This window comes from Streptomyces sp. SLBN-31, from assembly GCF_006715395.1.
Classification (GTDB): Bacteria; Actinomycetota; Actinomycetes; order Streptomycetales; family Streptomycetaceae; genus Streptomyces.
The window spans coordinates 2,858,704-2,871,987 of the sequence record NZ_VFNC01000002.1 but is presented as its reverse complement, the minus strand read 5'-3'; the positions used below and the strand labels follow the sequence as shown (position 1 = coordinate 2,871,987).

Annotated in this window: 15 protein-coding genes; 6 read left to right on the top strand and 9 right to left on the bottom strand. The window is 71.3% G+C overall.

The features are described 5' to 3' along the window. Positions 1–43: 43 nt before the first annotated feature. Positions 44–907, top strand: coding sequence for a tetratricopeptide repeat protein (locus tag FBY22_RS33100; protein WP_142152599.1), 864 nt, complete (start codon positions 44–46; stop codon positions 905–907). A gap of 372 nt (positions 908–1,279) precedes the next feature. On the opposite strand, the gene FBY22_RS33095 is transcribed toward FBY22_RS33100, so the two are convergent. After that, entirely contained in the window at positions 1,280–2,245 is a 966-nt protein-coding gene (locus tag FBY22_RS33095) for an LLM class flavin-dependent oxidoreductase (protein ID WP_142151654.1), read from the bottom strand. A gap of 87 nt (positions 2,246–2,332) precedes the next feature. On the opposite strand from FBY22_RS33095, the gene FBY22_RS33090 reads away from it, so the two are divergent. After that, on the top strand, positions 2,333–3,088 hold the full coding sequence (locus tag FBY22_RS33090; protein WP_142151653.1) for a helix-turn-helix domain-containing protein: 756 nt from the start codon (positions 2,333–2,335) through the stop codon (positions 3,086–3,088). On the opposite strand, the gene FBY22_RS33085 is transcribed toward FBY22_RS33090, so the two are convergent. Beyond that, complete coding sequence (locus FBY22_RS33085) at positions 3,067–3,489, bottom strand: hypothetical protein (RefSeq protein WP_142151652.1); 423 nt, start codon at positions 3,487–3,489, stop codon at positions 3,067–3,069. The genes FBY22_RS33090 and FBY22_RS33085 overlap by 22 nt on opposite strands. A 94-nt stretch (positions 3,490–3,583) precedes the next feature. Further along, the gene (locus FBY22_RS33080; RefSeq protein WP_142151651.1) at positions 3,584–4,213 is read right to left on the bottom strand and encodes a TetR family transcriptional regulator; all 630 of its coding nucleotides are present in this window, start codon (positions 4,211–4,213) and stop codon (positions 3,584–3,586) included. A gap of 210 nt (positions 4,214–4,423) precedes the next feature. Here FBY22_RS33080 and FBY22_RS33075 point away from each other — a divergent pair, with 210 nt between their 5' ends. Genes FBY22_RS33075 through FBY22_RS33065 form a run of 3 tightly spaced genes read left to right on the top strand, consistent with a single transcriptional unit; the run spans position 4,424 to position 7,619 of the window. Beyond that, entirely contained in the window at positions 4,424–5,824 is a 1,401-nt protein-coding gene (locus tag FBY22_RS33075) for a glycosyltransferase family 4 protein (RefSeq protein ID WP_142151650.1), read from the top strand. Beyond that, entirely contained in the window at positions 5,818–6,552 is a 735-nt protein-coding gene (locus tag FBY22_RS33070; protein WP_142151649.1) for a class I SAM-dependent methyltransferase, read from the top strand. Before FBY22_RS33075 ends, FBY22_RS33070 begins: the two co-directional genes overlap by 7 nt. Continuing rightward, positions 6,549–7,619, top strand: coding sequence for a prenyltransferase/squalene oxidase repeat-containing protein (locus FBY22_RS33065; protein ID WP_142151648.1), 1,071 nt, complete (start codon positions 6,549–6,551; stop codon positions 7,617–7,619). Before FBY22_RS33070 ends, FBY22_RS33065 begins: the two co-directional genes overlap by 4 nt. Before the next feature lie 43 nt (positions 7,620–7,662). Here FBY22_RS33065 and FBY22_RS33060 read toward each other — a convergent pair whose 3' ends face one another. After that, complete coding sequence (locus tag FBY22_RS33060; RefSeq protein ID WP_058925604.1) at positions 7,663–7,950, bottom strand: hypothetical protein; 288 nt, start codon at positions 7,948–7,950, stop codon at positions 7,663–7,665. A 46-nt stretch (positions 7,951–7,996) separates the two neighbouring features. Here FBY22_RS33060 and FBY22_RS33055 point away from each other — a divergent pair, with 46 nt between their 5' ends. Then, a complete protein-coding gene (locus FBY22_RS33055) occupies positions 7,997–8,410 on the top strand; it encodes a VOC family protein (RefSeq protein ID WP_260845237.1) in 414 nt (137 codons plus the stop codon). Positions 8,411–8,412: 2 nt separating this feature from the next. On the opposite strand, the gene FBY22_RS33050 is transcribed toward FBY22_RS33055, so the two are convergent. The 5 genes from FBY22_RS33050 to FBY22_RS33030 form a co-directional block, all read right to left on the bottom strand. Further along, on the bottom strand, positions 8,413–9,423 hold the full coding sequence (locus FBY22_RS33050; RefSeq protein WP_142151646.1) for an LLM class F420-dependent oxidoreductase: 1,011 nt from the start codon (positions 9,421–9,423) through the stop codon (positions 8,413–8,415). 119 nt (positions 9,424–9,542) lie between these two features. Then, a complete protein-coding gene (locus FBY22_RS33045) occupies positions 9,543–10,358 on the bottom strand; it encodes a DUF5336 domain-containing protein (RefSeq protein WP_142151645.1) in 816 nt (271 codons plus the stop codon). A 452-nt stretch (positions 10,359–10,810) separates the two neighbouring features. Then, positions 10,811–11,284 carry a hypothetical protein gene (locus tag FBY22_RS33040; RefSeq protein WP_142151644.1) on the bottom strand — a complete coding sequence of 158 codons (474 nt, stop codon included), beginning with the start codon at positions 11,282–11,284 and terminating at the stop codon, positions 10,811–10,813. Positions 11,285–11,468: 184 nt separating this feature from the next. Further along, positions 11,469–12,446, bottom strand: coding sequence for an N-acetylmuramoyl-L-alanine amidase (locus FBY22_RS33035; protein ID WP_142151643.1), 978 nt, complete (start codon positions 12,444–12,446; stop codon positions 11,469–11,471). A 22-nt stretch (positions 12,447–12,468) separates the two neighbouring features. Then, positions 12,469–13,119: a class I SAM-dependent methyltransferase gene (locus FBY22_RS33030; protein ID WP_142151642.1), complete on the bottom strand. Its 651-nt coding sequence runs from the start codon at positions 13,117–13,119 to the stop codon at positions 12,469–12,471. Positions 13,120–13,284: the final 165 nt, after the last annotated feature.

Below are 13,284 nucleotides of genomic sequence, written 5' to 3'. Positions count from 1 at the left end.
CCTGCGGTCGGCGTAGGAACAATCCGTGAGCGGGGCAGGGTACGTGCACAAGGCCGAGGCCAGAGAGCTGATCGAGCAGGCGCGCGAGGCATGGGAGGCCGAGGAGTGGCTGCGCGCCGCCGACCTCTACGAGCGGGTGCTCGGCCACTTCCCGGACGAGGGGCCGAGCGCGGTGTGGTGGTACGACGCCGCGCTCGCCCACAAGTTCCTGCGGAACTGGGCGAAGGCCTACGAGCTCGGCCGTGAGGCCGCCGCCCGTGCCCCGCACGGCGAGGGTGATCCGGCTTACTGGAACCTCGGTATCGCGGCGACGATCCAGCGCGACTGGGCGACGGCCCGCGAGGCGTGGGACGGCTTCGGAATCGACCTCCCGGAGGGGGAGGGCGAGATCATGGGCTCCTTCGGGCACGCATGCGTGCGGCTCGACACCGGCGGCGAGCGCGAGGTCGTGTGGATCGAGCGGCTGTGTCCGACGCGGGGACGGGTGGTCAACGTGCCCGTCACCGGCGGCCGGCGGTACGGCGAGATCGTCGTGCACGACGGTGAGCCGAAGGGCGAGCGGATCATCGACGGGACGACGTATCCCGTGTTCGACGAGCTGCTGCTGTTCGAGGCCTCCGAGCTGCCCACCCTGGAGGTCACCGTGGCGGCCGGCGAGCCGGACGACCTGCGGGCGCTGCTGGATCTGTTCGGCGAGCACGGTTACGGCGCCGAACCCGCGAGCAGTGTCCGCATGCTCTGCGCCTGCTGCAGCGAGGGCACCCACCAGCAGGAGCGGAGCCTGCCGGCGGGCGCCCAGACGGTGTCCCTCGCCGCCCCCGAGGAGGAGGCGCGACAGCTGCTCGCGCGGTGGGCGCAGGGCGCGACGATCGGGCGCAGCTGGAGTGGGTTGTCGACGGTCGGGTGAGGTCCCGGACCGCCGAAGAAATGCCGCACGCCCGCGGTCCCTCACCGCCGACGCCTGTACGGCGGGGGTGAGTGCGGCGACTCGTGCCAGTTGCTCGCGCGGTGGGCGCAGGGGGGGGCGGCGGTCGGGCGCAGTTGGAGCGGCCTGGTGGTGGTCGGGTGAGGCGCCGGGGCGGGGTGTCGTGCGCCTGCGGTCCCCTCATGCCGGTGTCGTGAGGGACGCGGACGCCCGCACGGCGGGGGTGAGTGCGGCGACTCGTGCCAGTTGCTCGCGCGGTGGGCGCAGGGGGGGGCGGCGGTCGGGCGCAGTTGGAGCGGCCTGGTGGTGGTCGGGTGAGGCGCCGGGGCGGGGTGTCGTGCGCCTGCGGTCCCCTCATGCCGGTGTCGTGAGGGACGCGGACGCCCGCACGGCGGGGATGAGTGCGGCGACTCGTTCCAGCTGCTCGCGCTGGGAGCGCAGGTCCAGGGTGGCGAGGCGGAGGACGAGGTGGCGGGCGCCGGCGGCGACGTACCGTTCCAGCCGGCGGCGGACGTGGTCGGCGGGGCCCGCGACGAGCGCCTGGATCTTCTCCAGTTCCTCGAGCGGCATGCCGTACACGGTCCGGGCGTAGCCGTCCAGGGCGCGTCGGCCGCCGACGACGTCCTCGGCGACGAGGACCGTGACGAACAGCGCGGGGGTGATGTCCCCGGCCGTCCGGCCGGCGTCGGCCGCGGCCCTGTGGACGGCGCGCAGGCCGGACGCGTAGTCGGCCGGGTCGGGCGGGTAGGGCAGCCAGCCGTCGTACAGGCGGCCGGTGCGGTCCAGCGCCGCCGGGGCGGCGCCGCCGAGCCAGACGGGCGGCCCGCCGGGGCGTGACGGAGCGGTGGCGGGTGGGATGCCGGTGAGGCGGATCAGGTCGCCGTGGAAGGAGCCGGCGCCGTTCCACACCGCCCGCCACAGCGCGACGGTCTCGTCGAGGCGGGCGAAGCGGCGGGGCCAGGGCACCTCGGACAGGTCGTAGAGGGGGCGCCCGAAGCGGCCGGGGAAGCCCGCGCCGACGGTCACCACGAGCCGGCCGCCGGACAGCAGGTCGACCGAGGCCAGCGACTGCGCCACCTGGACCGGCCGGCGCAGGAAGGGCAGCAGCGCGGCCGTCCCCAGGGTCACCTCCCGCGTCACCGGGGCGAGCGCGGCCAGCATGGTCAGCGCCTCGATGCGGGGGCTGATCAGCGAGTCGTTGACGAAGAGCGAGGAGAACCCCAGGTCCTCGGCCCGGCGGCCGAAGGCGATCAGCTCGCGGGGGTCGCCGTCCGCGCCCCACTGCGCGGTCGAGGTCGGAAGCAGTACGCCGATGTCCATGCCGCCGATGCTCACGGCCTGCGGGGCATGGCGACAATTCCCCGCGGGGAATGGCCCGGCGTCCCGCGCCGCGGGTACAACGGGGCCGTGGACTTCCCCAGCGCACTGCGCGACCGCCGCACCCGCCGTCGTATCAGCCAGCTCGACCTGGCGCTGAAGGCGGGCACCACCCAGCGGCACCTCAGCTTCATCGAGTCCGGCAGATCCGTGCCCGGCCGGAACATGGTCGTACGGCTGGCCGAGTCGCTGGAGCTGCCGCTGCGGGAGCGCAACGAACTGCTGCTCGCCGCCGGGTACGCGCCGCTGTATGCCGAGAGCTCACTGGACGACCCCGTACTGGCCCCCGCCCGCGCCGCGATCGACCACATCCTGCGCGGGCACGAGCCCTATCCGGCGGTCGTGGTGGACCGGCGCGGTGACCTGGTCGCCGCCAACAGCGCGTTCGACCTGATCACCGAGGGAGCGGCCGCCGAGCTGGTGGCCCCGGGAGCCAACGCCTACCGCCTCGCGCTGCACCCCGACGGACTCGCTCCCCGCATCCGCAACCTCGCCGAATGGGCACGGCACATCCTGGTACGGCTGGACCACCTGCCGGAGCTGCGCGAGGAACTGACGGCATACGTACCGGAGTTGGAGCCCTCCGCAGGTCAGCTCGGCTTCGCGGTCCCGTTGCGCCTGGCGTCGGCGTACGGCGAACTGCGCCTGATGACGACCGTCACGACATTCGCCACGGCCGTCGACGTGACGCTTGCCGAGCTGAAGCTGGAGGCGTTCCTGCCGGCCGACCCGGCGACGGCCGACGCACTGCGCCTGGCGGCCGCTCAGGCGCCCGGGAACATGTAGTCGGTCCGGATCCGGCCGTCGTCGTCGAGTTCGAGGATGTCCAGACCGCCGCCCATGACGTCCCCGGTCGCGGTGGACACCGCCTCCCAGCCGAACTTGACCATGCCGCGCAGCCGCACGGCGTCGGCGCGGGCCCGGAAGGTGAAGCCCTCCTTCTCGACGAACCGTTCGTGGCTGCGGGCCACCCGGTTCTCGATGGCGTCGTGACCGTGGGCCTCCAGGGTGCTGTGGCCGAAGCCCAGCCCGGCGGCGATCTCCCTCATCTCCACCGGGGGTTGGAGGATGTGGACGGCGTCCCGCGCCCAGAGCCGCTCGATCGCCGCGCGCCGTTCGGCGGCGTCCGCCACGTTCCACTGCGCGATGTAGCGCCGGGCCAGGTCCTGCGGATCGATCTCCCTCATGTGCCCCTCCTCGCCGACCGGTTCACTGCCCAGCCGATCCTCGGGCGTGCGCGACGGACCGACAATTCCCGCCGGGGAATGGACGCGCCCCGCCTCAGGCTCGATGCCCCGGATCGGTCAGGTCGATCAGGCGGCACACCGTCTCGATGTCGATCTTGACCTGGGCGATCGACGCCCGGCCCGAGAGCCAGGTGATCAGCGCCGAGTGCCAGGTGTGCTCGATGACCCGGACCGCCGAGAGCTGTTCGGGCGTCGGGTCGGCCTGGCCCATCGCGTCCAGGATGATCACCGTCGTCTGGCGGGAGACCTGGTCCACCTCCGGCGAGACGCTGCGGTCGGCGAAGGTGAGCGCGCGGACCATGGCGTCGGCCAGGTGCGGCTCGCGCTGCAGCGCGCGGAAGGCCCGCATCAGGGTCTCGGCGACCCGCTCGGCCGCCGTCTCGCCCTGCGGCGGCTTCTTCCGCAGCGTGCCGTGCATGTGCTCCAGCTGGTCCTGCATCGTGGCGACCAGCAGATGGATCTTGGACGGGAAGTAGCGGTACAGCGTGCCCAGGGCCACCTGGGAGGACTCGGCGACCTCCCGCATCTGCACCGCGTCGAAACCGCCCCGGCTGGCAAGCTGCGCACTCGCGTGCAGGATGCGCCGGCGACGGGCCTCCTGCCGCTCGGTGAGGGGCGAGGAGGACGTCCGCGCGGTGGCGTCTGGCTTGGCTTCCGCAGGCATGGGTCCCGTTCCGTGACACTCGGTGAGGGCTGGTGATCGGACCGGGCACGGGAAGGGCTCAGCCGTGGCGCGAATCACCTGATCCACTGCTCACAGTGCCCTTACCTGCCGGTAGATTCAGAGCCTCCTGGACGATCAAGTCTGAAACTTGTTCTAGATTAGCGTCCCGGCGTAATCTCGCGGGACAATGCATGCAGAAGGGGGCCCAGAGTGACCGCTGAGGCCAGTCAGGCCGGTCCCCAGGAGGACTTGGCCGCGGACGGCGAGCGACCGCTCCACATCGCGCTCCTCACCTATAAAGGGAACCCGTTCTGCGGCGGACAGGGCGTCTACGTCCGCCACCTCTCCCGCGAGCTGGCCCGCCTCGGGCACCGCGTCGAGGTCATCGGCAGCCAGCCGTACCCCGTCCTCGACGAGGGCTACGACAAACTGACCCTGACCGAGCTGCCGAGCCTCGACCTCTACCGCTCGCCCGACCCCTTCCGCAGCCCGGCCCGCGACGAGTACCGCGACTGGATCGACGCCCTCGAAGTCGCCACCATGTGGACCGGCGGCTTCCCCGAGCCGCTCACCTTCTCCCTCCGCGCCCGCCGCCATCTGCGCGCCCGGCGCGGTGAGTTCGACGTCGTGCACGACAACCAGACGCTGGGATACGGCCTGTTGGGAGACGTGGGCGCGCCCCTCGTCACCACCATCCACCACCCCATCACCGTCGACCGCCAGTTGGAGCTGGACGCCGCCGAGAACTGGCAGCAGCGGCTGTCCAAGCGCCGCTGGTACGCCTTCACCCGCATGCAGCGCCGGGTCGCGCGCCGCCTGCCCTCGGTGCTCACCGTCTCCGGCACCTCCCGCGCCGAGATCGTCGACCACCTCGGGGTGCACGAGGACCGTATCCACGTGGTCCACATCGGCGCGGACACCGACCTGTTCTCGCCGGACGCGTCGGTCCCCGTCGTCCCGGGCCGGATCGTGACGACGTCCAGCGCGGACGTCCCCCTCAAGGGCCTGGTCTTCCTCGTCGAGGCCCTGGCGAAGGTCCGCACCGAGCACGCCGCCGCCCACCTGGTCGTCGTCGGCATGCGGCCCACCGAGGGGCCCGTCGCGCAGGCGATCGAGCGCTACGGCCTCGAAGGCGCCGTCGACTTCGTCAAGGGCATCTCGGACGCCGAACTGGTCGACCTGGTCCGTTCGGCCGAGGTCGCCTGCGTGCCGTCCCTCTACGAGGGCTTCTCCCTGCCGGCCGCCGAGGCCATGGCCACGGGTACGCCGCTCGTCGCCACGACCGGCGGGGCCATCCCCGAGGTCGCCGGCCGGGACGGCGAGACGTGCCTGGCGGTGCCGCCGGGCGACGCGGGGGCCCTCGCGGCGGGGCTGAGCCGGCTGCTGGGCGACGCGGAGCTGCGGGCACGCCTCGGCCGGGCGGGCCGCGAGCGGGTGCTGCGGCACTTCACCTGGGCACGGGCCGCGGAGGGCACGGTGGCCAGGTACCGCGAGGCGATCGGCCGGTCCTCCGGCAGGCTTCCCGGCCGCACCGCGGCCGCGCAGGGCGTCGAGTCCACGCCCCCCACACCCGACACCGGCGTCTACTCCGAAAGCAGGGCCACGTGCTGACCGTCGACTTCTCCCGGTTCCCGCTCGCCCCGGGTGACCGCGTCCTGGACCTCGGCTGCGGTGCCGGACGGCACGCGTTCGAGTGCTACCGGCGTGGCGCCCAGGTCGTGGCGCTCGACCAGAACGGCGAGGAGATCCGCGAGGTCGCGAAGTGGTTCGCGGCGATGAAGGAGGCCGGCGAGGCCCCCGAGGGCGCCACCGCCACCGCCATGGAGGGCGACGCCCTCGCGCTGCCGTTCCCCGACGAGTCCTTCGACGTCGTCATCATCTCCGAGGTGATGGAGCACATCCCGGACGACAAGGGCGTACTCGCCGAGATGGTGAGGGTGTTGAAGCCCGGCGGCCGCATCGCCATCACCGTCCCGCGCTACGGCCCCGAGAAGGTGTGCTGGGCGCTGTCCGACGCCTACCACGAGGTCGAGGGCGGCCACATCCGCATCTACAGGGCCGACGAACTGATCGCCAAGATCAAGGAAGCCGGCCTCAAGCCCTACGGCACCCACCACGCCCACGCCCTGCACAGCCCCTACTGGTGGCTGAAGTGCGCGTTCGGCGTCGACAACGACAAGGCGCTGCCCGTGCGGGCGTACCACAAGCTGCTGGTCTGGGACATCATGAAGAAGCCGCTGGCCACCCGGGTCGCCGAGCAGGCGCTGAACCCGCTGATCGGTAAGAGCTTCGTGGCGTACGCGACCAAGCCGCACCTGCCGGTGGTGGACGCCAAGTGACCACCCCCCGGACGGAACACCTCGTCCTGCCCGGGGTCCTCACCGCCGGGCAGGCCGCCGCGACCGTCGCCGGCATCCTCGCCGTACAGCGTGAGGACGGTGCGATCCCGTGGTTCCGGGGCCACCACCTGGACCCCTGGGACCACACCGAGGCCGCCATGGCGCTGGACACCGCAGGCGAGCACGAGGCCGCCGAGCGGGCCTACGACTGGCTCGCCCGGCACCAGAACGAGGACGGCTCCTGGTACGCGGCCTACGCCGACGGCGACTTCGCGGACGTCACCGACCGCGGGCGGGAGACGAACTTCGTCGCCTACATCGCGGTGGGGGTGTGGCACCACTACCTCTCCACCGGCGACGACACCTTCCTGGACCGCATGTGGCCCTCCGTGTGCGCGGCGATCGAGTACGTCCTGCGGCTGCAGCAGCCCGGCGGGCAGATCGGCTGGAAGGGCGAGGACGACGGCGGCTTCACCACCGACGCGCTGCTGACCGGCTCCTCCTCCGTCCACCACGCCCTGCGCTGCGCCCTCGCCATCGCCGAGCAGCGTGAAGAACCGCAGCCGGACTGGGAGTTGGCGGTGGGCGCCCTGCGGCACGCGATCCGCCGGCACCCGGAGCGGTTCCTCGACAAGGACCGCTACTCCATGGACTGGTACTACCCGGTGCTGGGCGGCGCGGTCACCGGAGCGGAGGCCAAGTCCCGTATCGAGGAGGGCTGGGACCGCTTCGTCGTACCCGGCCTCGGTGTGCGCTGCGTCGTCCCCAACCCGTGGGTCACGGGCGGCGAGTCCGCCGAACTCGCCCTCACGCTCTGGGCGATGGGCGAGTCGGACCGGGCGCTGGAGCTGCTCAAGTCGATCCAGCATCTGCGGGACGCCGAGAGCGGCCTGTACTGGACGGGTTACGTCTTCGAGGACGAGGCGATCTGGCCGCAGGAACTGACCACCTGGACGGCCGGCTCGCTCCTCCTCGCCGTCGCCGCCCTCGGCGGCCACGAGGCCACCTGCACGGTTTTCGGCGGCGAGAACCTGCCGAGCGGACTGGACCCCGACTGCTGCGACTGAGGCCCCGGCGTCCCTGCCGGGGCCTCAGCGCCGCTGCCGCGCCTCAGTGGCGCTGCAGCCGTCCGGCGATCGCGTGACCGACGAACAGGTAGACCACCGCCGCCAGTCCGTAGCCCGCCACCACACGGGCCCACGCCTTGTCGAACGTGAACAGGTCACGCGACCAGCCGGCCAGCCAGTTGGCCGCATTGTGGACGAACTGCACCAGGTCATTGGCCCGGTTGGCGTCCAACAGGTACATCAGGATCCACAGCCCCAGGATGAGGGCCATGATGTCGGCGACGATCGCCACGACCGCGCCGGCCCGATTGCCGCTGCTATATCGAGACATGCTTTCCGGATTGCCGCGCCTTCCCGGATGAAACCCGGTCGGTACGATGACCGCCGTGGACGCCCTCTACCCGAGGCTGCTCGTCGAGGACTTCGACACCGCGGCCCACTTCTGGACCGAAGCCCTCCGTGACCTCCTCGGCATCGAGCCCGTGAAGGTGCTCCCCGCCGCCGGCTACGCCAACTGGGACCTGGACGGACGGGCCGTCCTCGTCCTGTTCGGCCGCAAGGCCGTCGCCCAGGTCGTCGGCACCGACTCCCTGCCCTCCGCGCCGCCCGCGCAGGACACCGCGATGCTCGTCCTGCGGGTCTCCGACGTCGACGACGCCACGCGCCGGCTCAGCGGCCACGGCGCCACCGTCGTCGCCGAGCCGCAGGACCGTCCCGAGTGGGGACCGGGCCTGCGCACCGCCCACTTGAGGACCCCGGACGGCACACTGGTGGAGCTCCAGGCGTACTGAGCCTACGAGTTGAGCTCCGCCAGCACCCGAAGCGTCCGGTGGTCGGGGGCCAGCGCCAAAAGGTCCGTGACCGGGCCCTTGCGCCACAACTCCAGCCGATCGGCGATCCGTTCACGCGGGCCGACGAGGGAGATCTCGTCGGCGAAGGCGTCCGGCACGGCCAGTACCGCCTCCTCGCGCCGCCCCTGGAGGAACAGCTCCTGCACGCGCCGCGCCTCCTCTTCGTACCCCATCCGCGCCATCAGATCGGCGTGGAAGTTGCGGGACGCGTGCCCCATCCCGCCGATGTAGAAGCCGAGCATGGTCTTCACCGGCAGCAGCCCCTCGCGCACGTCGTCGCAGACCCGGACCTGGGCCATGGGGGCGACGAGGAACCCGGGCCGCAGCCGTGTGAGCGCCGGGCCGTAGACGTCGGGGCGGCTCGGCGACCAGTACAACGGCAGCCACCCGTCGGCGATCCGGGTCGTCTGCTCGACGTTCTTCGGCCCCTCGGCACCGAGGAGGACGGGCAGGTCGGCCCGGAGCGGATGAGTGATCGGCTTCAGCGCCTTCCCGAGGCCCGTCCCGTCCGCGCCCCGGTACGGATGGGAGTGGAACCGCCCCTCCATCCGCACCGGCGCCTCCCGCCGCAGCACCTGCCGTACGACGTCCACGTACTCACGGGTGGCGGTGAGCGGCGACCTGGGGAACGGCCGCCCGTACCAGCCCTCCACCACCTGCGGCCCAGACAGCCCGAGCCCCAGCATCATGCGTCCGCCGGACAGATGGTCGAGGGTGAGCGCGTGCATCGCGGTGGTCGTCGGCGACCGGGCGGCCATCTGCGCAACCGCCGTGCCCAGCCTGATCGTCGACGTCCGGGCGGCGATCCAGGTCAGCGGCGTGAAGGCGTCGGACCCCCAGGACTCGGCGGTCCACACGGAGTCGTATCCGAGCCGCTCGGCCTCCTGCGCGAGCGGCACATGGCCGGCGTCGGGACCGCGGCCCCAGTAGCCGAGCGCGAGCCCGAGTCGCATGACACGCCTCCCTCAAGGACCTGACGGTCAGTCAGTTACCGGACTGCGGGCTGCGACTGTACGGCAACGGCCCCCCACCCGGAAGGGCGAGGGGCCGGCCGTGAAGCGACAGGGGGAGGTCAGCCGCGCTGGATCCCCGAGGTGTCCTGCAGCACGCCACGACGTCCGTCCTGGGTCTGGGCGACCAGGCCCGGACCGCGCTGCTCGACGGCCAGGTACCAGGTGCCCGGCGCGAGTTCGGCGATCGGCGTCGGCGAACCGTCCTCCGCGAACAGCGGCCGCGGCACCGGAACGGCGAACCAGAACGGCGAGAACTCCCCGCCGGCCGGCTGCGGCTGCCCCTGGCCCGGCTGAGGCTGGGCCCCGTACGGCTGCCCCGGCTGCGGCTGACCGCCGTACTGCGGCTGCTGCGCCCCCGGGTAGCCGTAACCACCAGGAGGCTGCGCACCGTACGGCTGCGTTGCCTGCGGCTTGGGCGCCGGAATGAGCGCGGCCTGCAGCGCGGGGACGAGGGGGGTGGCGATGGCGGCACCCGCGAGGACCAGGGCGGCGATGAGCGCGAGGATGAGACCGATACCGGCGTCGGGGCCGGAGGAGGAACCCGCACCCACGTTGTTCGCACCACCGGCCGGGTCGAAGATGTTGCCGAGCGCGCTCCAAGCGGCAAACACCGCGAGGGCGACGCCGAATTGGCCGAGGTCGAGACCGGCGACCTTAGGGGCCTGCGGCAGTCCGCGTGCGACCACGATGAGCGCAGCGCCGATGATGCCTGCCAGGACGACGCTCATCAACAGCGGTCCGCTGCCCCAGGCGTTCGGCATGTCGATGCCATCGGCACCGTCGACGGAAAAAATGTCGAGGAACGACGCGATGAACAGCAACACCGCTGCTCCGATCACCACGCCGTCGCCTCGTGTGAGGGAGCGGATATTCACTTCAGTCGGTCCTTCAGCTCAGTCGTCTCGTCATCGGCGGAGGCATCGCGCTGTAACCGTGTCTCACTCGGGCTCCGGTGTGAAACGCAGGCGTGGCCCCTCATCCTAGGGAGGACACTATCGTCTGTACGAGGACGCTGTCTGTGGGGATCTCCCAGCGATCCAAACACGCGCAAGGCACTCACGACTCCCTCAGGGTTTCCACGAGGCCGGTGCTCCAGGGAACGGTGATGACTGAGATGACGCGTACGTGGCCGTTGAGGCGAGCCCTTCATTGATCGGCTCGCCTCAACGGGCAAAGCCCATCCCGACTCTCAGGGACACTAGTACCCGGATGATCACTCGTCACCTGCCTTAGGCTCGCGTTGTCCGCAACGCGAATTGGCCCGCCGGGGCGGGATCCGGCGGGCCAATTCGTCAAGGGCTGAGCACCAGCCAAGGGGCTTGTGCCATCACTCGCTGTAGGCGAAGCACACGCCGATCGGCTTGTAGGCCGTCTTGTTCTTCTGCAGAGTCCACTTGTAGCCCTCCGGTATGAGCATGGCCTGCACGTCGAACTTCTTCCCGGAGTACTTCACATAGGCCTTGAGTGTCCCGTACTTGCCGCGAGGTACTTCTTTTGAGCCGCTCACGGTGATGCTGTGCGACTTCGTCACGTCCCAGCCGACACCTGCACTGATGACACCCTTCGAAGCGTCGATGTGCTTTGAGAGTACCGTGCCGGTGGACCGGGTCTCATCTATGCGCAGCGTCATCTTCCCCCGACCCGACGCCATCGCAATGGGCGTCTTGCCGCACTTGGTCCCGATCGACCGCACGTGGATCAGTCTCTTGGCCTCGATGGGGGCCGCGTGCATGCTCGCGCCATCGGAACCCTTCGGGGTCGGAGCGGCCTGTGCCGAGGCGCCCACGCAGAGCAGACTCATGGACAGGACGCCAACGGCTGTGCCACGCCTGATTGTTTGGAGCTTCAAGTGATCCCCCATGATCATCAAAGAGGCGGTAGCGACCGCCCCTGGTCGGGATCAGTTGATCAGGGGGGAAGTTCCTGTACAAGGATTTTGAGGTTGATCTGAGCGTTCGTAGGGTCAGGCGCAGGAATTGAACCTTCTACTTTTTCAAGAAACTCACGATTCCCTCAGAGATTCCCTGCGCCGCCTTCTGTCGCCAGGCTCCGCTGGTGAGCAGTGCCGCGTCCTTGCTATCGCGCATGTTGCCGCACTCGATGAACACCTTGGGAACCGTTGACAGATTGAGACCGCCGAGATCCTTACGCGTGACGAGGCCGGTGCCGTCGCCGATGTAGTTGGAGGCGGGTTCGCCCGTCACGCGGACGAAGTTGCCCGCGACGCGCTCGCCCAGGGAGGCCGAGCGGGCGACGATCGGGCGGGTGTCGGCGGCGCCCGAGTGCACGGCGCCCGGGAGGATGACGTGGAAGCCGCGGTTGCCGGCCGCGGAGCCGTCGGCGTGGATCGAGATCGCGGCGTCGGCGTGGGCGTCGTTGCCGATACGGGCCCGGCCGTCGACGCAAGGGCCCCAGGACGGGGAGCCGTTGTCGTGGGTCAGCTTCACGGTCGCGCCCTGCCGCTCCAGCAGCGCCTTCAGCCGATGCGAGACGTCCAGGGTGAACTGGGCCTCCGTGTAACCCGCGTTGGTGGAGGTGCCCGTCGTGTCGCACTCCTTCCAGTTCGTGCCGATGTTCACCTTGCGGTTGATCTCGGCGGTGTGCTGGAAGTTGCCGGGGTTGTGGCCCGGGTCGATGACGACGACCCTGCCCTTGAGGGGGCCGGAGGCGGCCGGGGCGGAACTGGTCGGGTCGGCGAGCGAAGGAGTCGGCGTACCAGGCTGCCTGGCGTCGTCACCGGGAGCCGCGGAGGAGGCGGTGGCCGCGCCGCTGGACGCCGCGCTGGTGGCCGCCCGTACCGTCGCCCCGTCCGACCCGCCTCCGCCGCCGGACCCGCCCACGGCCTCGTAGACGAGCCAGCCGAGCAACGCGCCGGGCACGAGCGCGGCGAGGGCGACGGTGAGGGGGCCGCGGCGGGGACGGCGGGGCTGCGGTGGATCGAAGTCCGGGCCTACGTACGACACGTCTGCGACTCTAACGGCGCCCTCAGATCCCCGCTCCCGTTCGCCGCAGGACGCGCAGCGAGTCGGTCACCGAGACCTCGGTGAAGGCGCCGGACCCCAGTGCCCGAAGGTAGACGCGGTACGGGGCCTGGCCGGTGAACTCGTCCTTCGGGTCCGGGAAGACGTCGTGGATGAGGAGCAGTCCGCCCTCGGCGACGTGCGGGGCCCAGCCCTCGTAGTCGGCGGTGGCGTGCTCATCCGTGTGGCCGCCGTCGATGAAGACCAGCCCGAGGGGGGTGCCCCAGAACTTGGCGATCTGCGGGGAACGGCCCACCAGGGCGACCACGTGCTCCTCCAGGCCCGCCCGGTGCAGGGTGCGCCGGAACGCCGGCAGCGTGTCCATCAGGCCGATCTCCGGGTCGACCGTCTCCGGGTCGTGGTAGTCCCAGCCGGGCTGCTGCTCCTCGCTGCCCCGGTGGTGGTCGACGGTCAGGGCCGTCACCCCGGCCTGCCGGGCCGCGTCGGCGAGCAGGACGGCGGAACGGCCGCAGTAGGTCCCGACCTCCAGCAGAGGCAGCCCCAGCCCGCCCGCCTCGACCGCGGCCGCGTACAACGCCAGCCCCTCGTGCACGGGCATGAACCCCTTCGCCGCCTCGAAAGCGGCCAGGATCTCCGGCTTGGGCGCCGCGGCCATGGGGTTCCTCCCGGTCGTACGAACATCAACGGCTCCCCATGCTGCCGCACCCCCGGCCACGACTTCGACCGAGGGTGCGTGGAGCGCCCCGAAAGGGGCGCGGGGCCGTATCGATATGCGGCTCCGCCGCGTGGGCGCGACCAGCCACGATGGCGGGTGAGCCGC